Annotated in this window: 27 protein-coding genes and 1 riboswitch; of the genes, 22 read left to right on the top strand and 5 right to left on the bottom strand. The window is 36.5% G+C overall.

What is annotated here, in order from left to right:
* Positions 1-124: 124 nt before the first annotated feature.
* Both AC3A54_RS01845 and AC3A54_RS01840 read left to right on the top strand, forming a co-directional pair.
* Positions 125-892 carry a peptidoglycan DD-metalloendopeptidase family protein gene (locus AC3A54_RS01845; protein ID WP_487653161.1) on the top strand — a complete coding sequence of 256 codons (768 nt, stop codon included), beginning with the start codon at positions 125-127 and terminating at the stop codon, positions 890-892.
* A gap of 124 nt (positions 893-1,016) precedes the next feature.
* Positions 1,017-1,147, top strand: a riboswitch (FMN riboswitch).
* Positions 1,148-1,306: 159 nt separating this feature from the next.
* The gene (locus AC3A54_RS01840) at positions 1,307-1,891 is read left to right on the top strand and encodes an ECF transporter S component (protein ID WP_335548649.1); all 585 of its coding nucleotides are present in this window, start codon (positions 1,307-1,309) and stop codon (positions 1,889-1,891) included.
* A 108-nt stretch (positions 1,892-1,999) separates the two neighbouring features.
* On the opposite strand, the gene AC3A54_RS01835 is transcribed toward AC3A54_RS01840, so the two are convergent.
* Entirely contained in the window at positions 2,000-2,248 is a 249-nt protein-coding gene (locus AC3A54_RS01835; protein WP_063251244.1) for a ferredoxin, read from the bottom strand.
* Positions 2,249-2,506: 258 nt separating this feature from the next.
* On the opposite strand from AC3A54_RS01835, the gene AC3A54_RS01830 reads away from it, so the two are divergent.
* From AC3A54_RS01830 to AC3A54_RS01810, 5 genes are all read left to right on the top strand, one after another.
* The gene (locus AC3A54_RS01830; protein ID WP_487653160.1) at positions 2,507-3,553 is read left to right on the top strand and encodes a YpbB family protein; all 1,047 of its coding nucleotides are present in this window, start codon (positions 2,507-2,509) and stop codon (positions 3,551-3,553) included.
* Positions 3,544-5,052 carry a RecQ family ATP-dependent DNA helicase gene (locus AC3A54_RS01825; RefSeq protein ID WP_487653159.1) on the top strand — a complete coding sequence of 503 codons (1,509 nt, stop codon included), beginning with the start codon at positions 3,544-3,546 and terminating at the stop codon, positions 5,050-5,052. Before AC3A54_RS01830 ends, AC3A54_RS01825 begins: the two co-directional genes overlap by 10 nt.
* Positions 5,049-5,657, top strand: a complete 609-nt coding sequence (locus AC3A54_RS01820) for a CPBP family intramembrane glutamic endopeptidase (RefSeq protein WP_487653158.1) — start codon at positions 5,049-5,051, stop codon at positions 5,655-5,657. Before AC3A54_RS01825 ends, AC3A54_RS01820 begins: the two co-directional genes overlap by 4 nt.
* Entirely contained in the window at positions 5,650-6,357 is a 708-nt protein-coding gene (locus tag AC3A54_RS01815) for a LysM peptidoglycan-binding domain-containing protein (protein WP_487653157.1), read from the top strand. The genes AC3A54_RS01820 and AC3A54_RS01815 overlap by 8 nt, the downstream gene beginning before the upstream one ends.
* Positions 6,358-6,447: 90 nt before the next feature.
* Positions 6,448-6,903 carry a DUF2663 family protein gene (locus AC3A54_RS01810; RefSeq protein ID WP_308083347.1) on the top strand — a complete coding sequence of 152 codons (456 nt, stop codon included), beginning with the start codon at positions 6,448-6,450 and terminating at the stop codon, positions 6,901-6,903.
* A gap of 31 nt (positions 6,904-6,934) precedes the next feature.
* Here AC3A54_RS01810 and cotJC read toward each other — a convergent pair whose 3' ends face one another.
* The 3 genes from cotJC to AC3A54_RS01795 all read right to left on the bottom strand — a co-directional run bounded on the left by cotJC (position 6,935) and on the right by AC3A54_RS01795 (position 8,054).
* A complete protein-coding gene (gene cotJC / locus AC3A54_RS01805; RefSeq protein ID WP_308083348.1) occupies positions 6,935-7,504 on the bottom strand; it encodes a spore coat protein CotJC in 570 nt (189 codons plus the stop codon).
* Positions 7,505-7,566: 62 nt separating this feature from the next.
* Positions 7,567-7,827, bottom strand: coding sequence for a spore coat protein CotJB (locus tag AC3A54_RS01800; protein ID WP_308083349.1), 261 nt, complete (start codon positions 7,825-7,827; stop codon positions 7,567-7,569).
* Complete coding sequence (locus AC3A54_RS01795; protein ID WP_487653156.1) at positions 7,824-8,054, bottom strand: spore coat associated protein CotJA; 231 nt, start codon at positions 8,052-8,054, stop codon at positions 7,824-7,826. Before AC3A54_RS01795 ends, AC3A54_RS01800 begins: the two co-directional genes overlap by 4 nt.
* Before the next feature lie 146 nt (positions 8,055-8,200).
* Between AC3A54_RS01795 and AC3A54_RS01790 the strand changes: the two genes are divergently transcribed.
* The 15 genes from AC3A54_RS01790 (at position 8,201) to fni (ending at position 21,468) form a co-directional block, all read left to right on the top strand.
* Positions 8,201-8,833 (top strand): CBS domain-containing protein, encoded by a 633-nt coding sequence (locus tag AC3A54_RS01790; RefSeq protein ID WP_335548656.1) that lies wholly within the window; start codon positions 8,201-8,203, stop codon positions 8,831-8,833.
* A 61-nt stretch (positions 8,834-8,894) separates the two neighbouring features.
* On the top strand, positions 8,895-9,263 hold the full coding sequence (locus tag AC3A54_RS01785; RefSeq protein WP_487653155.1) for a hypothetical protein: 369 nt from the start codon (positions 8,895-8,897) through the stop codon (positions 9,261-9,263).
* A 22-nt stretch (positions 9,264-9,285) separates the two neighbouring features.
* Complete coding sequence (locus AC3A54_RS01780; protein WP_487653154.1) at positions 9,286-10,062, top strand: metallophosphoesterase; 777 nt, start codon at positions 9,286-9,288, stop codon at positions 10,060-10,062.
* Between the two features lie 79 nt (positions 10,063-10,141).
* Positions 10,142-10,726 carry a genetic competence negative regulator gene (locus AC3A54_RS01775; protein WP_335548659.1) on the top strand — a complete coding sequence of 195 codons (585 nt, stop codon included), beginning with the start codon at positions 10,142-10,144 and terminating at the stop codon, positions 10,724-10,726.
* A gap of 246 nt (positions 10,727-10,972) precedes the next feature.
* Entirely contained in the window at positions 10,973-12,250 is a 1,278-nt protein-coding gene (locus AC3A54_RS01770) for a Glu/Leu/Phe/Val family dehydrogenase (RefSeq protein WP_308083355.1), read from the top strand.
* Positions 12,251-12,370: 120 nt separating this feature from the next.
* Positions 12,371-13,342 carry a YpdA family putative bacillithiol disulfide reductase gene (locus AC3A54_RS01765; RefSeq protein ID WP_487653153.1) on the top strand — a complete coding sequence of 324 codons (972 nt, stop codon included), beginning with the start codon at positions 12,371-12,373 and terminating at the stop codon, positions 13,340-13,342.
* A gap of 6 nt (positions 13,343-13,348) precedes the next feature.
* On the top strand, positions 13,349-14,305 hold the full coding sequence (locus AC3A54_RS01760; protein ID WP_308083357.1) for an asparaginase: 957 nt from the start codon (positions 13,349-13,351) through the stop codon (positions 14,303-14,305).
* A gap of 74 nt (positions 14,306-14,379) precedes the next feature.
* On the top strand, positions 14,380-15,069 hold the full coding sequence (prsW, locus tag AC3A54_RS01755; protein ID WP_308083358.1) for a glutamic-type intramembrane protease PrsW: 690 nt from the start codon (positions 14,380-14,382) through the stop codon (positions 15,067-15,069).
* A gap of 99 nt (positions 15,070-15,168) precedes the next feature.
* Positions 15,169-16,050 carry a spore cortex-lytic enzyme gene (gene sleB / locus AC3A54_RS01750; RefSeq protein WP_487653152.1) on the top strand — a complete coding sequence of 294 codons (882 nt, stop codon included), beginning with the start codon at positions 15,169-15,171 and terminating at the stop codon, positions 16,048-16,050.
* 14 nt (positions 16,051-16,064) lie between these two features.
* Positions 16,065-17,414: a germination protein YpeB gene (gene ypeB, locus AC3A54_RS01745; RefSeq protein ID WP_335548662.1), complete on the top strand. Its 1,350-nt coding sequence runs from the start codon at positions 16,065-16,067 to the stop codon at positions 17,412-17,414.
* Between the two features lie 92 nt (positions 17,415-17,506).
* On the top strand, positions 17,507-17,686 hold the full coding sequence (locus AC3A54_RS01740; RefSeq protein ID WP_308083360.1) for a YpfB family protein: 180 nt from the start codon (positions 17,507-17,509) through the stop codon (positions 17,684-17,686).
* A 153-nt stretch (positions 17,687-17,839) separates the two neighbouring features.
* On the top strand, positions 17,840-18,514 hold the full coding sequence (gene cmk, locus AC3A54_RS01735; RefSeq protein ID WP_335545108.1) for a (d)CMP kinase: 675 nt from the start codon (positions 17,840-17,842) through the stop codon (positions 18,512-18,514).
* 2 nt (positions 18,515-18,516) lie between these two features.
* Positions 18,517-19,098, top strand: coding sequence for a lysophospholipid acyltransferase family protein (locus AC3A54_RS01730; protein ID WP_487653151.1), 582 nt, complete (start codon positions 18,517-18,519; stop codon positions 19,096-19,098).
* 162 nt (positions 19,099-19,260) lie between these two features.
* Entirely contained in the window at positions 19,261-20,400 is a 1,140-nt protein-coding gene (rpsA, locus tag AC3A54_RS01725) for a 30S ribosomal protein S1 (protein ID WP_487653150.1), read from the top strand.
* Between the two features lie 12 nt (positions 20,401-20,412).
* A complete protein-coding gene (gene fni / locus AC3A54_RS01720) occupies positions 20,413-21,468 on the top strand; it encodes a type 2 isopentenyl-diphosphate Delta-isomerase (RefSeq protein ID WP_487653149.1) in 1,056 nt (351 codons plus the stop codon).
* 36 nt (positions 21,469-21,504) lie between these two features.
* Here fni and AC3A54_RS01715 read toward each other — a convergent pair whose 3' ends face one another.
* Positions 21,505-21,645, bottom strand: a complete 141-nt coding sequence (locus AC3A54_RS01715) for a YpzI family protein (RefSeq protein WP_308083365.1) — start codon at positions 21,643-21,645, stop codon at positions 21,505-21,507.
* Between the last annotated feature and the right edge of the window lie 4 nt (positions 21,646-21,649).

Below are 21,649 nucleotides of genomic sequence, written 5' to 3'. Positions count from 1 at the left end.
TAACAATGGTCTCCAAATTATAACAAGTATGTGCAATTCCCTCTTCAAAAACCAATATGTTCTAAATAGAAGGGTTTTAACATAGTGTGGAGGAGAGGACAAGTTTAAGGAGGAAAAGAAAGGAATGCGTGACTACATAAAGAGGTTTCTTATTGCCATAATTATGGCGCTTTGTGTCAGTTTATTATTTTTAGGTGGACGACATACAGAGGCAGCAAGTACACCTGAGACGGCTGAAATAAAAGAGCGCTGGATTTGGCCGTCAGATGGGATTATATCTGATACCTATGGAACAAGAAATGGAAAACATAAAGGTATTGATATTGCCGGAAACTTAGATACCCCTATTCTTGCTGTTGAAGATGGTGTGGTTTTAAAATCCTATTTTTCTACTACATATGGTAATGTGGTATTTATAAAACACCCAAGTAATTTTGTAACAGTGTATGCTCATTTAAACAAGAGAAGTGTTATGGTGGGACAAAGCGTTAAACAAGGTGTTATGATTGGCAAGATGGGAAAAACAGGACAAGCTACAGGAACACACCTTCACTTTGAAACTCATCAATTAGAGTGGAGATACGATAAGAAATTTGCGTTGGATCCGGAAGTTCTACTCGGGAAAGCAGATGTGGGTGAAACAGTTCAAGGGGGAGTGGCTAGTATAGGTGATCATATACTAGAGGCTAGTTCACATTTCCACACGAGTGACGATAATAGCAAACTTCAAACAACTGAATCGTCAATAAAGGACACTTATATCGTCAAACAAGGTGATACCTTGTACTCTATTTCAAAGAAAAGAAATACAACTATAAATAAAATTAAAGAATTAAACCAGCTGACCTCTGATTTGATTAGGCCAAAACAAATATTAATTATCCAAAAATAGCTAGACCTGCAGACTGTAATTCTGCAGGTTTTTTCAATATATGTTACAAAAAAGAAAAATAGCAAACCTTTTACTTAACAAAATCTTTGTCCTCCATTATAATTAAACTTGTAATTTAATATCGATCTATCTTCGGGGCAGGGTGAAATTCCCGATCGGCGGTATTGAGCATTGCTCTAAGCCCGCGAGCCTGTATAGGCAGGATTTGGTGTGATTCCAAAGCCGACAGTATAGTCTGGATGGGAGAAGATGGAGGTTCTGCAGACGTTCAAAAATGATATCTCAATGGACGTTTATTAAGCGTACCTTTGTAAACTCCCTCAAGTTAATTGCTTGAGGGTATTTTTATTCTTGAGATCGTCTTTTTGCTGAACCTCTCTTCCTAACGTGATGGATCAAAAAGGAGAGAGGAAGATGGAAAAAATGAAGAAAACGAAGAAAATGAATGTTAAGGCTTATGTTTCAATTGGCATGCTTAGTAGTATTGCATATTTGTTAATGCTACTAAACTTTCCGCTGCCGTTGTTTCCGAACTTTTTATTTGTTGATTTTAGTGATATTCCTGCTTTAATTGCTGCATTAATTTTTGGCCCGATTGCGGGTATATTGGTTGAGTTTTTCAAAAATGTGCTTAATTATCTTGCGACTGGAAGCCAAACGGGAATTCCTGTAGGTCATATTGCTAATTTCCTAGCTGGTATTGTGTTTGTTCTTCCGACATATTATGTATACAACAAATTAAAATCAAAAAAAGGGATGACACTAGCCTTGGTTGTAGGAACTGTAACAATGGCTGTGGTTATGAGCATCCTAAATTACATTATCATTTTACCGGCCTATACGGTATTAATGGGATTTCCAGATATGCGAAATCTAGTCGTTCCAGCTATACTGCCTTTTAATATATTGAAGGGTGTCATGATGTCATTCATCTTCATGTTGTTATTTGTTCGGATGCAGTCATGGATTAATAAATTTTCAATCATTAAAGGTGCGTAAAAAAAACAAAGGTTCATTAGTGAACCTTTGTTTTTTTATTTTTAGTAATGGAAAACCCCTCCTATTTTAGGAGGGGTAGTAGCTTAAGAATATATTATTAGCAAAATATTATTCAAATTTAGTTGCATTACCATCAAATGGTTCGTCTGCAACTTTAATTGAATCAGTTGGGCAACCTTCAAATGCGTCCATCATATCATCGATTAATACATCTGGAATCTCAACGATACCTTCGTTATCATCAAGTGTTACAAATGCAATACCTTCATCATCGTAATCATAGATATCGGGTGCAGCTGCGCCACATGCACCACAAGCGATACATGTTTCCTTGTCAACAATTGTGTACTTTGCCATGAAAAAAACCTCCCAGTAAATTAACAAAAATATTCTTGCTAATTTCCATTGCAAAATGGAAACGCATAACTCATTTCTATTGTAAAACTGTATGGGCAACTTTTCAATAGAAAAATGTTATTATAGCCTTCTATCGGTAAATTGATTTTCTTAAAGTTACACAATTTTCAGCAACAAGTACCTCCATTTCATGTTAAAATAATAATAGAAAAATTGGATATTTTGTCGAATATAAACAGGAAAAAGTGGTGAGGTGGAATGAAGCAGATAGAATCCATTATTCTTTATTGCTTAAAACAACTAAATTGCGAGCGAACAGTTTATTCCATCTTTCATTTACTTAATGGAAAAAAGTCATCTCAAACGATTCAGGATGCCCATCTGTTTTCTTTGAAACATTTTTTTGGTATTTATGAACCCCTAAAGAGAGACACTTTTGAAGAGATTATCCAATCCATGATAAACCAAAATCAAATTTCCTCTCATGGTGATCAGCGATACCATCTTACCACTCATGGGAAGACACTCCTTGAAAAAAATCCACCAACGTCTTATTTGGATGGGTGGAATTATCATTCAATTACAAATTTATTTTGGGAAAGACTATCGTTATTCATTCAGGTTACTTCGAATCTCGTATACGGGGAGAAAAGATATATTCCCATACAAAAAAATAAAGAACACCACCAATGGTTGAAAAGCGTATTAAAAGAGATAAAAATTCCAAAGAAAGAAGTAGGTGAATTGGTTTTTGCTGAATTGGTCAGTTGTTTTGATCATTATAAAGGTGTAGACCCCTCCATTTTTGTTTTTCGGCTGACTGGTTTTAAACAGATTGGTTTAACGCCACAACAGACAGCTAGAAAGGTAGAGATGGATGTGCACGATTACCACCTTGCTTTTATTCAAATCCTTCATTATTTAATACAAAAGATTGGACAGGAAGAAGGTCAATTTAGCATTTTACCTTTACTTATTCGCGGCCTTAAACAAACAAATGAATTAACTCTATCATCTAGGAAAACATGGGATTTATTAAATCAGGGATATCCGCTCGACCACATTGCCAATCTTAGACAGTTGAAAATGAGTACTATTGAGGATCATCTTGTTGAATTTGCATTACATGTAAATGATTTTTCTATTGATTCATATGTGAGCAAAAATCTACAAGAGGAAATTTTATCCATTTCTCGAAAATCGGGAACAAGACAACTAAAGGTGATTAGGGACAAATTGAATACAGCAACATATTTTCAAATAAGGTTAGTCTTAGCGAAATATGGTGATAGATCATGGAACTAGAGATACTTTTAGAGAAATATTTTGGGTATCATTCATTTAAAACAGGACAAAAGGAAGTCATTACCTCCTTACTTGAAGGGAAACACACATTGGCCATGCTCCCTACTGGTACCGGGAAATCATTATGTTACCAGCTACCTGGTTATATCCTAAAAGGTCAGATTTTAATTGTTTCTCCACTTTTATCCCTTATGCAGGATCAAGTAGAGCAAATGAATCGGTTTGGAGAAAAAAGGGTCGTTGCATTGAATTCCTTTCTTCCTGTAGAAGAAAGGAACAAAGTGCTGAATCGGTTGAACAATTATAAATATATATTTATTTCTCCTGAAATGCTGGCGATTCCATTTATTATTAGAAGGCTTCAAAAGCTTTCCGTTTCATTGTTCGTAGTGGATGAGGCTCATTGTATTTCACAATGGGGCTTTGATTTTCGACCAGATTATTCAAAACTAGGGGATATTCGTCAAAAACTGGGAAATCCCTTAACATTAGCACTAACGGCTACTGCTACTATGAAGGTAAGGGAAGATATTATTGCATCACTTGGGTTGGAAGTGGTTAATAAAATTGAATCAACGATTGATCGTCCGAATATTTCTTTTTATGTTGAAGAATTGGCTAATTTCGATGAAAAGCAGAATCGTATAGTTGAACTTGTCTCTAAACTGCAGAAACCTGGAATCATTTATTTTTCAAGTAAAAAAATTGCCGAACAAGTGGCTTCTTTATTAGTTGAAAAAGGAATCTGTCAGGCTATGGCCTATCATGGGGGACTGGAGCAAAACACAAGGATTCTGATCCAACAACAATTTATTAATGATCAACTAGATGTAATTTGTGCAACAAGTGCCTTTGGAATGGGAGTGAATAAGGAAAATATTCGTTTTATTATTCATTATCACATGCCAATGCAAATGGAGTCTTATCTTCAGGAGATTGGACGTGCAGGGCGAGATGGCAGTCCTAGTATTGCGATTCTCCTATATTCTCCAGGTGATGAACAACTACCAATTCAGCTTGCAGAGGGAGAGCTTCCATCAGTACAGCAAATAGATTGGTTGTTCCAGCAAATTAGGCAAACCCAACAGTTGGACAATGGTGGAATTAATCTCCATAGTGACTTAAGAGATTTCGGAGGATTTACTGAAATACAGTGGAGAATAATGGAGGAGTTAATACACCATAGATATAAACCGGGTATAAGTATAAACACTTTACAAGATACAATTTCAGAGTTTGTTAAAGAAAGAATAAGGATCAAAAAAAGTAATATATTTCAAATGAGAAAATGGATTGAATCAACGACGTGCCGGCGTGAATTGATCCTGAAATATTTTGAAGATACACTCACCTCCAAGGTTTCATTATGCTGCGATAGATGTGGGATTCATCTAGAGAGCTATGAATCAAACGGAAATCTTTCATTAGGAAGACACAGTGATGGAGACTGGAAGGATTATTTAGCCAAAATTTTATTAAATAGCGAGATGAGTGAATGAAAAAGAAGTATAACGAATTAATCGCCAGCTTAACTGATAAAGAGCTACTTAAACATTTATATTTAACACAGGTCATTCTTTTAATCATTTCTTTCATTTTAGGGCTACTTTTATTTGACCATTTTTCTTATTTAAAGCCTTTCAATTTAATGGATCGGAACATAATTGCAATAGGTATTCCTGCAGGGGTGGCAGTAGTTATCTTAGATATAATATTAATGAGAATTTTGCCTTCTTCTTTTTATGATGATGGGGGATTGAATGAAAGAATTTTTAGGAATAAATCAATCCTTCATATCCTTTTCATTGCGGCATTTGTCGCATTTAGTGAAGAATTACTTTTTAGAGGGATCATACAAACAAAGGTTGGATTACTATTTGCCAGTATTATTTTTGCTATCATTCATTATCGATACCTTTTTAATTGGTTCTTGTTTTTAAATATTATTGTCCTTAGCTTTTTAATCGGTAGCATTTATGCTTTTACAAATAACTTAGTTGTTACAATTACTATGCATTTTGTCATTGATTTTCTTTTAGGTATATATATAAAATTTAAACGTTCACCAATTGATGTCCAACAAGAGGGGGGTCTCCATGAATAAAGAAGAACCATATAGGGACCAAGCGGAAAGGTTAAAACAACGAATTCAAAAAATAAATGAAAAAGTGGAGTACGGTGATGAATTACCTCCACGAGAACAAATCCATCGGCAAAAAAAGAAGAAAACAAAATGGAAGCTAAGATTTCCCGTGATTCGATTATTAGTCTTATGCTTTATCCTTTTACCCATTATTATCTTTAGTGTTATTTCATATCGTGATAGCGGTAAAAAAATCATAGGTACAGAAAAAACCTCAAGCGATTCTATCGGATATGAAACCATTAATCTCGACAATAATGAAGATGAAAGCAAGGCGGATTCTGTAAAAACTGAGGATAATATTCAAAACGATTCAAATGTGAGTAGTCCAGAGGAACAAAGTGAAGTTCCTTTGGTAGAAGAGAAATCAACCGATGATAGTAGTCAGCCAACCACCCAGAGTGTGCCTGCTAGTTCTAATCAAGCCCCGGGTGATCAACAACAAACAGATAAAAATAGTAGTACACAAACAGTAACAAAAAAAACAGAGCCCACTGTAAGAGTAAAATATCATACGGTCCAGCCTGGTGAGGGTCTATTCCGAATTGCAATGGATTATTACCAGTCTCAAAAAGGGATAGACATTATTAAAAAGGCGAACAATTTAACCAGTGAAAATATTTATGCTGGTCAAGTATTAAAAATCCCATTAAACAACTAACCGATCATCCTTTGGTCGGTTTTTTTATGGAAAAAAACATATTGTTTAGGACAAGTTCATAAGTATATAAGGAGAAATGGAGGGATAAGAATGGATTCTCCAATCCAATTACTTGAACATACCGACCAAGCAACTAAACAAATGTTAGAAAACGTGAGAAAACGGAAAAAAAAGTTTGATGATACAAAACTATGGCATTATATTTCGATATATGCGACTCTTTCCCTTGCTTTAATCTTTATGGCATATTTTTATTTTACGATTTATCTGCATTTTTCTTATTCTTTTTTAGCTGTATTATCCGCAACTATCAATGATTCATTCAGTGTGTCACTTTTATCAATCGTGCTTATTGGACTAGGGTCCATGAATGTGTTAAAACAACAAAAAGAGAAAAAGGAAAAGGAATATCAGGAACTAAGGTGTGAGATTGTCGATCGGAGTAAAGATTTATGGAAAAAGGAAGATGAATGGAAGAATCGTCATGTTGTGTTTGAAACTATGAAGAAAAAATACGATATTAACCTCTATCACGAAAAAAAATAAGAAGCAGAGTCGTTTCTGCTTCTTATTTTCATTAAAAGAACTTTTTCTTGTCACGTTCTTCCTTTAATATCTCTACAGCTTCACGGAAGCGAAGGGAGTGAATAATCTCACGTTCACGTAAAAATCGAAGACTATCATTAATATCCGGATCATCACTTATGTTTATTAACCATTGATAAGTAGCCCGTGCCTTTTCTTCTGCCGCAATATCCTCATATAAGTCAGCAATAGGATCTCCTTTAGCCGTAATATATGTTGCTGTCCACGGTACTCCCGCAGCATTATGATAGTACAAGGCACTGTCATGATCGACATAATGTTCCCCTAGTCCAGCGGCTTTTAATTGCTCTGGTGTTGCATCTTTCGTTAATTTATAGACCATTGTAGCAATCATTTCGAGGTGAGCAAATTCTTCTGTTCCGATATCTGTAAGAAGCCCGATTACCTTATCAGGAATAGTATATCTTTGGTTTAAGTACCGGAGGGCAGCGGCAAGTTCTCCATCTGCACCTCCATATTGCTCAATTAAATACTTTGCTAATGTTGGATTACATGTGCTCACTCGTACAGGGTATTGAAGTTTTTTTTCGTAAATCCACATGAATGAAAATCCCTCCTTTTTAAACTTTTTTCAGTAACCGGCTCCGATACAACTGTTCACTACTAAACCTGCCAAGGCCAGGGTGTGTCATCCCAGTTCCAAGGATAGCCTGAGTAACTGTTCCCGTATTGCAACAAGGGACCAAATTGACTTTCAAATTGCTTTTTCAATCGTTTTCTTTCTTTTGCATAATGATTGAATTGATTAATAGCTTCAAGGTCATCGTTATGTGTGTCTAAGTATAGGGTTAGCTCGACTAAAACAAAGTCAACTGCTTGGAGCTGTTCCATTAATTGATAATATTCAGCGGGTACCTGTTTCATGTGGATAGACCCCCTTGCGCTTTTTCAGAAGAATTAAAGTAAGGATCATAAAGGTCCTTCCATAACGTGCCAGCTTTAAGTGCATCTAGTGGAGAAAATTGTGGAAGGTTCGGTGGCTGGAATCCCATATATAAATGAGGTGGAGTGGAATAAGTTTTTTCTAGTATTGTCTTACAAGGGTCAAACGGACTCACGTAAGGATGATATGTTTTAAAATGAGTATTCATGGTAGCCCTCCCTATATTCAACATCAATTAATCTTATGAAAAAATTATCGTTTCATGACATAAAACTTTAAGATATTAAAGGGTTTTATTATCTGTTTGTAGAAGTATAATGAGAAGAATGGATTATTATTTTGAGGTGATGGGAATTGTTCGTAAAAAATATAATGATACCAAAGCATGAGTGTTATACGGCACAGGATAATATAACGTTGAAGGATGCTTTGGACATGTTAGAGAATCATCAGATTGACGGATTACCTGTCTTACATGGAGATCAATATTTAGGGGTAGCGACCAGATATAAGATCTATGAAAACTATTTTCTTTCCAATAAACAAAAGGAAGAGTATTTAACCTCGACTTTTGTTAAAGATGTTGTTACACACCAGGATAAGTTTTTGCAAGGTGAGGAACTATTTGAGAAAACACTCATTGACCTGAAGGATTTCCCTTTGTTGGCAGTAGTGGATTCAACTAAAAAATTCCTTGGAGTGGTGACTCGTTCTGATGTCATTAGCTCTTTTGAAAGTGCTTTTGGAGTAAATCGTCCAGGTGTTAGAATTGCATTCACTTCAGTTGAAACGGAAGGTCGTATTGCCCGCTTATCTGAAATTGCCCATCACTTCCATGAACATATCATTTCACTTGTAACATTTGATGAAACTGATAAATTAGTGAGAAGAATCGTTATGAAGATTGAAAAGAAAGACAATATCGACAGGTTTACGAAAAAGCTAGAAGAGCATGGTTTTCGTATCTTGAGTATTCAAGAAGACTAATTAACTCCAAATAGGTAAAGAAATAAAATCCCTCTCATACATTTATATGGGAGGGATTTTCATGTATTTTAATATAGTTATGCTGCTAGTCACTTTCTTATCCGGCTATTTAACAATTAAATGGATACCAATTACACATCCGTTCGTCCTATCTGACTTTTTTATTAGTCTTGTTGTGAATCCAATAAAATTTTTTGCTGCTTCTTTAGCTTTTTTTATCGGAATCATCTGTGTGGGTAGTCAAATTCGAATGATCATACATACAGCTAAAAGAACCTGGAAAAAAGACTTTCATTTAAAGTTGTTATTTTATTCCAAAATTGTAGGACTCTTAGTAGTATTCTTCTTACTTTTTCAATTGGGCTGGGAGCACACGCTTGTTTTTTTTAGTTTAAGTATGGTTTATGGTATTATTTCCGTAAAACAATAAGACAGCAAAGGGGAAAAATGAAATGATTATTTTATTGGTAGTCCTATTCATTCTTGGGGCATGCCTACTTGCATATATGTTATTGGAAGCTTTCAGAAATAAAGTTTTGGAACATAAGCTGGCCTTTCCAGACTTTCCGGAATCCTTAGGAAATGTTTCGCTATTTTTTATTTCAGATATACATAGGAGAGAGATTTCAGATACCATTATTAACTTAGTTAAGGGAAAAGCGGATTTTGTCGTAATCGGGGGAGACTTAACAGAAAAAGGTGTATCCTTTGATAGGGTTAAAGCCAATTTAATGAAGTTAAAGCGGGTAGGCCCTGTATATTTTGTTTGGGGAAACAATGACTATGAAGTGGATTATCACGAATTAGATGCTATTTTGCTAGATGCAGGTGTTAAAGTGTTAGATAATACAGCAGTTACCTTTGAATCCAGACTGGGAGAGAAATTATGTTTATTGGGTGTAGATGATTTAAATCAAAACCGAGATCGACTTGATTACGCCCTTCAAGATGCTGAGGAAAGTAGTTTCAAAATTTTAGCATGCCACTATCCAAACATTACTGAGAAGATAGTTCCAGAACACAGTATTCGTCTAGTGTTAAGCGGACATACTCACGGGGGGCAAATACATATTTTTGGTTATAGTCCCTACAAAAGAGGCGGTATTAAAAAGTTAGCAAATACCATACTTCTCATTAGTAACGGATATGGAACGACAGCTCTTCCTCTAAGATTAGGGGCACCTGCTGAAACACACCTAATAACGCTAAGCAGGGAGCAAAAACAATAGGTCTATGTAGACAATTCACCAATAACCCCTTGAGGCATACACTGAAAATAAGAGTTATGTCACGGCAGGGGGCAAAAGCATGCGCTTAGAACGCTTAACGGCCAATAAGATTAAAATATTTTTAACCTCTGATGATTTATTTGAAAGAGGGCTATCGAAAGAAGATATATGGAAGGATTCAAGCAAATGGAACCAGCTCTTTCATGATATGCTTGAAGAGGCAAGTGAGGAGTTTGATGTAGAAATACAAGGTTCAGTGGCAGTTGAGATTTTCTCCCTTCAAGCTCAAGGGATGATATTAATCATTACAGTCGACGATGTAAAAGATGATGATGATGATTTATTGTATGATGGATTTATTGAAATGCAGGTTAGGCTTGAAGGCTGTGAGGATCTTTTATATGAATTTAAAGACTTTGAGGATATCATAGACCTTTCAAAAAGGTTATCCATTGCAGATATAAGGGGAGGCAGTTTATATATCCTAAATAACCGGTATTATCTTCTGATGGACCAGGTGGATACGACAAAAAAAGAAATAGCTGCCTGTATATTATCGGAATTTGGAAACCCATCCATCATTAGTACTTACGTTCTCGCTGAATATGGCAAAGTAATTGTTGAAAATAAAACAGTGGAAACCATACTTCTATATTTTAAGTGAAATATTATAGTAACATTTTTTTCGAGGGGGCTTCGGTCCCTTCTCTCTGTTTATGGACAAAGAATAACAAAATAGGAGTAGAATTTTTTAAGATTCCCTATTAAAATAGGAATGACAGCGTTTACAAGTTTGCGCAATAAATTATCTACATGTGCATTTTTCTTCTTGCATAAATCAATTAAACGTGTATACTTGTCTCTGAAAGCGGACAACATTCGTAAAAGCAATTTCTTAGGAGGATTACAAATGGGAGCCGAAAAAGCTAATGAAAAGACTAATCAAGAGGGAAATCATGATGTGTTGAAATCAACGCAGACGGTTATACATAAGGCCCTTGAAAAATTAGGTTATCCAGAAGAAGTATATGAGCTCTTGAAAGAACCGTTGCGTATGATGACAGTGAAAATTCCAGTAAGAATGGATGACGGTTCTATTAAAATATTTACTGGCTATCGTGCACAGCATAACGATGCGGTTGGTCCAACAAAGGGTGGAATCCGTTTCCATCCAGGTGTAACTGAAACAGAAGTGAAAGCCCTTTCCATTTGGATGAGCTTGAAGTGTGGTATAGTTGACCTTCCATACGGTGGTGGTAAAGGTGGTATCGTTTGTGATCCACGTGATATGTCCTTTAGAGAGCTTGAGAGACTAAGCCGAGGATATGTACGAGCAATCAGCCAAATCGTTGGGCCAACGAAAGATATTCCAGCGCCAGACGTATTTACTAACTCGCAAATCATGGCGTGGATGATGGATGAATATAGCCGGATAGATGAATTTAATTCTCCAGGATTTATCACTGGTAAACCCCTTGTCCTAGGTGGATCACATGGACGTGAATCTGCAACTGCGAAAGGTGTAACCATTTGTATACGTGAAGCGGCTAAAAAGAAAGGCATTCAAATTGAAGGTGCCAAGGTAGTTGTTCAAGGGTTCGGAAACGCAGGAAGTTATTTATCAAAATTCATGCACGATGCAGGAGCTATCGTAGTGGGAATTTCTGATGCGTATGGTGCCTTGTATGATCCGAATGGTTTGGATATAGATTATCTTTTAGATAGACGCGATAGTTTTGGTACGGTTACAAAATTATTTAATAATACCATCACCAATAAAGAATTGTTAGAGCTTGAATGTGATATTCTTGTACCTGCTGCAATTGAAAATCAAATTACTGCAGAAAATGCCCGTAACATTCGTGCAAGCATAGTAGTGGAGGCGGCTAACGGTCCAACCACTTTAGAGGCAACCGAAATCCTAACAGAACGTGGAATTCTACTTGTTCCAGATGTCCTTGCTTCTGCAGGCGGTGTAACAGTATCTTATTTTGAATGGGTTCAAAATAACCAGGGTTACTACTGGTCTGAGGAAGAAGTAGAGGAAAAACTTGAAAAAGTAATGGTTAAATCATTTAAAAGTATTTATGATACAGCTCAAACGCGTCGCATAGATATGCGTCTTGCAGCCTATATGGTTGGGGTTAGAAAAATGGCGGAAGCAAGTCGCTTTAGAGGCTGGATTTAAATAGAAACCTTTTGTTCTTGAAACACTTTAAAAAATCTCCTATCATTATACGGTAGGAGATTTTTTATGTGAAATTACAATCTACTTCATATATTTGAAATTTTAAGGAGATGTACCAAGTTGGAAATTGAAGATGTAATTATAATAGGTGGGGGTCCCTGTGGATTAGCTGCAGCAATTTCATTACAACAAATTGGGAAAAAGCCTTTGATTATTGAAAAGGGAAATCTGGTTAATTCTATATATCATTACCCGACACATCAAACCTTTTTTAGTACAAGTGAAAAATTAGAGATTGGTGAAGTACCTTTCATAACAGATAGCTACAAACCCAAAAGGAATCAAGCGCTAGTTTACTATAGAGAGGTCGCCAAACGAAAGCAATTACGTATTCATTCATTCGAGACGGTTGCTAAAGTATCCAGCAGCGGAGAAGTATTTCTAGTTGAAACAAATGTGAGGACATATAGTGCTAGATATGTTGTTGTAGCAACTGGTTACTATGACCATCCGAATTATATGAAAGTACCGGGGGAAGACCTGTCAAAGGTTTTTCACTATTTTAAGGAAGCTCATCCCTACTTTGACCAAGACGTTTGTGTTATCGGAGGAAAAAACTCTAGTGTGGATGCTGCTATAGAACTTGTTAAGGCAGGTGCAAGGGTGACCGTCCTTTATCGAGGGAAGGACTACTCTCCAAGTATTAAACCATGGATTCTCCCAGAATTTGATTCATTAGTTAAAAACGGTACAATTGTTATGGAATTTCAGGCTCATGTAAAGGAAATTACAGGGGACCATCTTGTTTATGAAAAGGATGGTAAACTACACAAGATTCGAAATGATTTTGTTTTTGCTATGACAGGGTACCATCCAGATCATCAGTTTTTGAAAACAATGGGCATTCAAATTGATGAGGAAACAGGAAGGCCGCTTTTTAACCCGGACACAATGGAGACAAACATAGAGGGAATTTATATTGCAGGTGTCATTGCCGCAGGAAATAATGCAAATGAAATCTTTATTGAAAATGGTAGATTTCATGGTGGGCAAATTGCACAATCAATAGTAGAAAAAGAAGGCAAAGGGTGAGTGCAGATGAATAAGGTGGTATTATTAACAACTGGTGGGACAATTGCTAGTAAACCGAATAAGGATTCAGGTAAATTAGCTTCAGGTGCTATAACAGGGGAAGAACTGGCATCTATGTGTAATTTACCGAATGATATTGAAGTGATAGTCGAATCTGTTTTTCAAAAAGCAAGTATTCATATTACATTTGATGATTTAATAGTCCTAAAGAATAAAATCGAAGAATATTTTAAAGATGAAGCTGTTTCAGGAGTGGTCGTAACACACGGTACGGATACAATGGAGGAAACTGCTTATTTTCTTGATTTAACTATTAATGATTCCAGACCTATTGTTGTTACTGGCTCACAACGTTCTCCCGAAGATCAAGGTAGCGATGTATATATAAATATGCGGCATGCTATTTATTCTGCATGTTCTAGTGATTTGACTGACGTGGGAACAGTTGTTGTTTTTAATGAACGAATCTTTGCTGCTAGATATGTGAAAAAGGAACATGCATCAAATATACAAGGGTTTAATGCTTTTGGTTTTGGATATCTCGGAATTATTGATAATGATAAAGTACAGGTTTTTCAAAAACCAATTAAAAGAGAATATTTTAACATCCAATCATCTATTCCGCAGGTTGAAATTATTAAATGCTACATTGGTGCTGATGGGAAATTTGTTAAGGCTGCTCGAGAAGCGGGTGTTGCGGGTATTGTACTTGAAGGAGTAGGACGAGGTCAGGTAGCCCCGTTAATGATGGAAGAAATTGAAAAGTCGATAGCAGCAGGAATAAAATTAGTGGTCACAACTAGTGCGGAAGAAGGAGCAGTTTATACGACCTATGATTACGAAGGAAGTGCCTATGACCTTTATAAAAAAGGGATAATTCTTGGCAGTGACAATGACTCTAAAAAGGCAAGGATTAAATTGGCAGTCGCCATGGCTAGTGGATTGAAGGATATTCATTTTTGAAAAATCAAACTATCATTTTCTTTATAAAGGTTCCATGATACGATAAAGAAAACGGATTTGAAAAGAGGTTCATCATGCTTGGAATATTATCAGCCGGGATTGCCCCCGGACTGGCCTTACTAAGTTATTTTTATTTAAAAGATGAATACGACTCAGAGCCGATTTCCTTTGTTCTTCGGACATTTCTATATGGAGCACTACTTGTGTTTCCAATTATGTTTGTTCAACATGTGCTTGAAACGGAACATTTATTAAAGTCTGATTTGATTAATGCGTTTCTTAGCTCCAGTCTTCTCGAGGAATTTTTCAAATGGTTTATTCTTTTTTATGCTGTTTACCAGCACGTTGAGTTTGATGAACCTTTTGATGGAATTGTATATGGAGTAGCTGTTTCACTTGGATTTGCAACAGTTGAAAATATTTTTTATCTTTTGGCTAACGGAATTGAACATGCAGTCACTCGTGCACTTTTACCAGTTTCAAGTCATGCCCTTTTTGGGGTTATTATGGGATTTTATATTGGAAAAGCCAAGTTTACTGAGGGGATGAAAGTAAAATGGGTGATTCTCTCGTTACTATTGCCATTTCTTCTCCACGGATCATATGATTTTATATTAATTTCACAAGAACATTGGTTGTTTATTATTTTTCCGTTCATGATTTTCCTATGGTGGTTTGGCTTAAGAAAAGTAAAAAAAGCAAAAGTATTGAGTGCGACTCATATGAAAAAACAGTATTCAGTTCAGAAAACCCTTCACTCTTGAGGGGTTTTTTTAATTATTTGTTTAAAATGGAATAAAAACACCAAGATAACAAAAAATAGGGTTACTGTTAAAAAGATTCATTATGGGGGTTATTATTCCATGTTAAAGAAAAAAATCCTAATCAAATGCTTCTTAGTTATCTTTTTCTTTACTATGCCATTTTCTTTTATGGTAAATCATGAGGCCCATGCTTTTTCCGGCCAGGTCATTCAAAAAGGAGCTGTAGGAGATGATGTCATTGAGTTGCAGTCTAGGCTTCAGTATATTGGCTACTATAATGGGAAAATCGATGGAGTATTTGGATGGAGTACATATTGGGCTTTAAGAAACTTTCAATATGAATTTGGATTACCAATTGATGGATTGGCAGGGACAGGAACAAAGGCTAAACTTGCCAAAGCTAGTAAATATAATGAACAGTTTGTGAAGAAACAAATCAACACTGGTAAAAAGTTTACCCATTATGGCGGGGTTGATCAAAGTAAGCAAACAGCACCTAGTCCAAAAGCACCAACCAAAAAGGCTCCGGCAAATAATGAAACAACCAAGTCTCCTGCACCTAAGGCAACAGCACCAAAAGCAGCGGCAACTAAGAAACCAACCGCAGCAAACACGCCAAATGGTTTTTCACAAAATGATATCCGTTTAATAGCCAATGCTGTTCATGGGGAATCACGAGGAGAGCCATATATTGGTCAAGTGGCAGTAGCGGCTGTTATCCTAAACAGGGTTAATAGTTCAACATTTCCTAACACCGTTTCTGGTGTAATATTTGAGCCTGGCGCATTTACTGCAGTTGCTGACGGGCAAATTTGGTTGACACCTAACGAGAGTTCTAAGAAAGCTGTTATGGATGCAATAAATGGCTGGGATCCAACGGGTGAAGCATTGTATTATTTTAACCCAGACACTGCCACTAGTGGGTGGATTTGGGGTAGACCCCAAATTAAACGAATTGGGAAACATATTTTTTGTAAGTAGAGAGGTGAATAGAATTGATTAGAGGCATATTAATAGGAATACTTGTCGTAGGCGTTGCAGGAACAGCTTATTGGGGGTACCAAGAGCACCAAGAGAAAAATGCTATTCTTTTAAATGCGGAAAATAGCTATCAACGAGCATTCCATGATCTTACCTATCAAGTTGATTTATTGCATGATAAAATCGGGACGACTTTGGCAATGAACTCTAGAAAGTCACTTTCCCCATCATTAGCCGATGTATGGCGCATCACTTCACAAGCACATAGTGATGTTGGGCAACTTCCATTAACCTTACTTCCGTTTAATAAAACGGAGGAATTCTTGGCGAAGATTGGTGATTTCAGTTATCGGACAGCTGTCAGAGATTTAGATAAAGAACCGTTATCAAAAAGTGAATATGCAGCCTTACAAAAATTATATAAGCAATCAGGTGATATTCAGAATGAGCTAAGAAATGTTCAGCATATGGTCCTAAAAAATAATCTTCGTTGGATGGATGTTGAACTGGCGCTTGCTTCTGGTAAAGAGCAGACCGACAATACGATTATTGATGGTTTTAAAGCAGTTGAAAAAACTGTTTCAGGCTATGATGAATCTGACCTTGGTCCTTCATTTGCTAATATGCAATTAAAGGATGAAAACTTTAAGAAGATTAAAGGAAAAACTATTTCACGTGATGAGGCCGTTAAGATTGCGAAAAAATATATGAATTTCGATGGGAATGCAAAGGTCAAAGTAACGGAAAATGGTAAGGGTTCAAATTACGGTTTTTACAGTGTATCTATTAAAAATACCCAAACAGGCCAAGAGGCTAGTATGGATATAACGAAAAAGGCTGGACACCCAATTTGGTTTATTAATAATCGAGATATAAAAAAACAGATCATAAGCCTAAATGAGGCTGATAACAAAGCTGCAGCCTTTTTAAAGGAAACAGGTTTTAAAGATTTGGAAGTGTTTGAAAGTACTCAATATGATAATATCGGCGTATTTAACTTTGTTACGAATGTTAATGGAATTAGGATTTATCCTGAGGCAGTAAAGGTAAAAGTTGCTTTAGATAATGGTGATATTATTGGCGTATCCGCAGATGAATATTTAAAGTCCTTCCAAACTAGGGAAATAGGAAAACCATCAATTACTGTAGAGCAGGCGCGGAGTAAGGTGAATCCTAACTTTAAGGTCATGGAGGACAGGCAAGCAATCATTGTTAATGACCTGAATAAAGAAGTGTTGTGCTACGAGTTCCTGGGGACGATTGGAAACGATACGTATCGGATATTTATCAATGCAGTAAGTGGGATGGAAGAAGAAGTCGAAAAGCTTAATAACGCAGAGGCTATTTACGAAGACGTACTATGAGGAAAAGCTTTGCTTTTCCTCCTTTTCAATTTAGGAATAAAATGAAACAATCGCTCCCATACTATTACTATATGGATTCTGGAGTGGTAGGTATGAAAAAGGTTGAGCAAATATTAATGAAAGTGGTTATCATTCAGTTTATTTTTCTGTTTTTATCACAATTAATCTTTCATCAAATGGATGTATTTCCTCAAATTAAGCAATTAACTAAATATGAAGGTGTAAATGAAAATACATTCACAGAGATCCTCCAAACCTTCCAAGGAAAGTAAGAAAGCAGGCAACCCTGCTTTTTTTTATTTCTATAAGATTCTATATTAAATAATTCATTTTTAAAATGTTAAAAAAAAGAGGCATTTCTTCATCTTGTGGTAAAATAAGTAGAAGAGAAATTAGACGATCATGATGGCCATATAGGAGGATTTATGGAAAAGAAACTATCTATTGCAATTGACGGCCCTGCTGCAGCCGGAAAAAGTACCGTAGCAAAAATTGTAGCCGAAAAACTATCTTACATTTATATTGATACTGGGGCAATGTACCGCTCATTAACATATAAAGCTATTGTGAACCATGTTAATTTAGAAGATGAGGCTTCTTTATTGGACACGCTTTTATCAACTACAATTGATTTACAGCCATCAGAAAAAGGGCAAATAGTATATTTAGACAATAAGGATGTAACAGACGAAATTCGATCTGCAGAAGTAACTAACTCTGTATCTTATGTTGCAAAGCATGAGAAAGTTCGCAAAGAAATGGTTAGAAGGCAGCAAGCTTTTGCTGTCGGTGGTGGCGTAGTAATGGATGGACGGGATATTGGTACTCACGTACTACCCAATGCGGAAGTAAAAGTATTCCTCCTTGCAAGTGTAGAGGAAAGAGCAGTCCGTCGTCATAATGAAAACATGCAAAAGGGATACCCATCAGACTTAGAACAATTAAAGGTAGAAATTGCACGAAGAGATAAGATTGATTCAGAGAGAGAAGTAGCACCTTTGAAAAAAGCGGATGATGCAATTGAAATTGATACAACTTCTTTGACCATTCTAGATGTGGTTGAAAAAATAATGGCTCTGGTGCTCGAAAGGATTGGATAAGTGTGACGTTTTATGATTTTGCAAAGTCGGTAGTTTCTGGGGTTTTTAAACCTTGGTACAGAATTGAAGCTATTGGGGTAGAGAACTTTCCTAAAGAAGGCGGAGTTCTACTTTGCTCTAACCATATTCATAATTTTGACCCTATAGTCGTAGGTATTATGGCACCACGTCCTGTTCACTATATGGCGAAAGAAGAGATTTTTCGTGTTCCTGTATTAGGGGACGTTGTAAGAAAATGTAATGCCTTCCCTGTAAAAAGAGGGTTTGGCGATCGTGAGGCATTAAGGTCAGGGTTAAAGGTCTTAAAGGAAGGGAATGTCTTCGGTCTTTTTCCTGAGGGAACTAGAAGTAAGACAGGAGAATTAGGAAAAGGACTTTCAGGAGCAGGTTTTTTCGCTTTAAGGTCTGAAGCTTTTGTGTTACCATGTGCAGTAATTGGCCCATATAAAAGTTTCAGTAAACTGAAGGTGGTATATGGGAAACCAATTGATATGAGTGAAATGAGAGCGGCAAAAGCTTCAGCAGATGAAGTCACTGAATTAATTATGTCAGAAATTCAAAAACTAAAAAATGCGTATCAATAGGTTCTGCTTGACAAAATAGTCTATTTGTAAGAAGTTATTAAAAAGGGATTTTTTTTGAAAATTCTTTTCTTTTAAGTGTGTTTTATATGTGGTGTTTACTGCGTGGTATTCACCAGATCATATATAGACTTTTTCAGTAAAAGGATTAAGGAGGAATACATAATGACTGAAGAACTAAATCAAGTAGATGTGAAGAGCTTTGAAGTGGGTGACAAAGTAACTGGACAAGTTACTAAAGTCGAGGAAAAGCAAGTGTTAGTGGCTATTCAAGGCAGTAAACTTGATGGGATCATTCCAATTAGTGAGCTTTCAAGTCTGCATATTGAAAAAGCAACTGATGCTGTGTCAGAAGGGCAAGATTTAGAATTAGAAGTCTTAAAGGTTGAAGAAGAAGCACTAATCCTTTCAAAAAGAAAAGTAGATGCTGAAAAGGCATGGGAAAACTTAGAAAAACAATTCCAAAGTGGCGAAGTATTTGAAACTGAAGTGAAGGATGTTGTAAAGGGTGGCCTTGTAGTTGACCTAGGCGTCCGTGGTTTTGTACCTGCCTCCCTAGTGGAAGCACACTTTGTAGAGGATTTCAGCGATTATAAAGGACGTACACTTACTTTTAAAATTGTTGAACTCGATAAGGAAAAAAATCGTTTAATCCTCTCACACCGAGCTGTTGTAGAAGAAGAAAAAGGAAGACAAAAGCAAGATCGTATTGGAGCAGTGCAAGTTGGCCAAGTAATCGAAGGTACGGTTCAAAGGATTACTGATTTCGGTGCTTTCGTCGATATTGGTGGTATTGATGGTCTTGTTCATATCTCCCAATTATCTTACGAACATGTTGATAAACCTTCAGACGTTGTCCATGAGGGGCAAAAAGTTCAAGTGAAAGTGTTAAGTGTTGATAGAGATAATGAAAGAATTTCCTTATCAATAAAAGAGACTTTACCTGGACCATGGTCAAACATTTCCGAAAAAGCACCCAAAGGAAGTATTTTAGATGGTGTAGTAAAAAGATTGGTATCTTATGGTGCTTTTGTAGAGGTGTTCCCTGGTGTAGAAGGACTTGTTCACATTTCTCAAATTGCACATAAGCATATTGGTACACCACACGAGGTACTAAAAGAAGGTCAAGAGGTAAAAGTAAAAGTGCTTGATGCAAATGAACAGGATCAAAGATTATCACTAAGTATTAAAGAACTGCTCGAGAAAGAGTTTGAAGAAAACTTTGATTATGAGCTTCCAGAAGAGTCAAAAGGCTTCCAATTAGGTGAAATGATTGGCGATAAATTAAAGAATCTAGGAAAATAATGGTGATATTAAGTGTCTAGATCGGAACGGAAATGGGATCACATTCGCTTTGCCCTTCAAAAAAGGCAAAACAGCTTACCTTTTTTTGATGATATTAAATTTATTCATCAAAGCTTACCGGATATCAGTGTGTCCGATGTACGATTAGACCACAAAATTGGCGAACTTTCTTTAAGTTCGCCAATTTTTATCAATGCGATGACTGGCGGCGGCGGTGAAAAAACGTATCGAATTAACCAAGAATTGGCGATGATAGCTAGCCAGATGGGATTAGCTATGGCAGTTGGTTCACAAATGTCTGCACTGAAAGATAAAAGTGAGCGGTTTACTTATGAAGTAGTCCGTAAAGAAAATCCAAAGGGGATTCTTATAGCTAATCTCGGCAGTGAAGCAACAGTAGAAAATGCTAAAGCGGCAATTGATATGATCGAAGCGAATGCATTACAAATTCATTTAAATGTTATTCAAGAATTAACCATGCCTGAGGGAGACCGAGATTTTTCTGGTGCCTTAAAAAGAATTGAAACAATTGTCGAACATGTTGATGTACCTGTGATTGTTAAAGAGGTTGGTTTTGGTATGGCTAAAGAAACGGTCCAATCCCTTATTTCTGTAGGAGTAGCTGCAGTGGATGTGGGAGGGGCCGGGGGAACGAATTTTGCGGAGATAGAAAATAAACGCAGAGAAAAAGCCCTGCCGTTTTTCCACCAATGGGGTATTCCAACACCGGTATCTATCATAGAAGCCTCTACTGTACATCAAGCATCAATTATAGGCTCTGGTGGGTTTTTATCAGCTAGTGATTTAGCAAAGGGGTTAGCCATCGGTGCGAACGCAATCGGATTTGCTGGACATTTTTTACGCATTCTTGTAGAAAAAGGAATGGAATCCTTGCATAACGAAGTGGAATCCCTTCATTACGAGTTAAAATTGATTATGACTTCTTTAGGAGCTAAGTCTATTTCAGACTTACAAAGAGCACCTCTCATGATTACAGGTGAAACCTTCCATTGGCTTAGCCAGAGGGGAATAGAAACGAAACACTTTAGCCAGCGTTCCATTAAATAAAGCTCTCGCATTTGCGAGAGCTTTTTCTTTTTCTGGCTATCTTTTCCCGTCGTTTAGTCCCCTTGCTTCTTCCGGAGTGGATAGCTTTGTTGCGCCTGGATAGTGTAATGCCTGGTCACGATCAGATTCAACTCTTCCACTTTCTCTTAGTTTTTTTTCTTGGCGGTCTTTTCCCATGATT

It is taken from the genome of Neobacillus sp. Soil_C_43 (assembly GCF_057656715.1).
The sequence above is the reverse complement of the archived record's forward strand: the minus strand, read 5'-3'. Positions and strand labels throughout refer to the sequence as shown.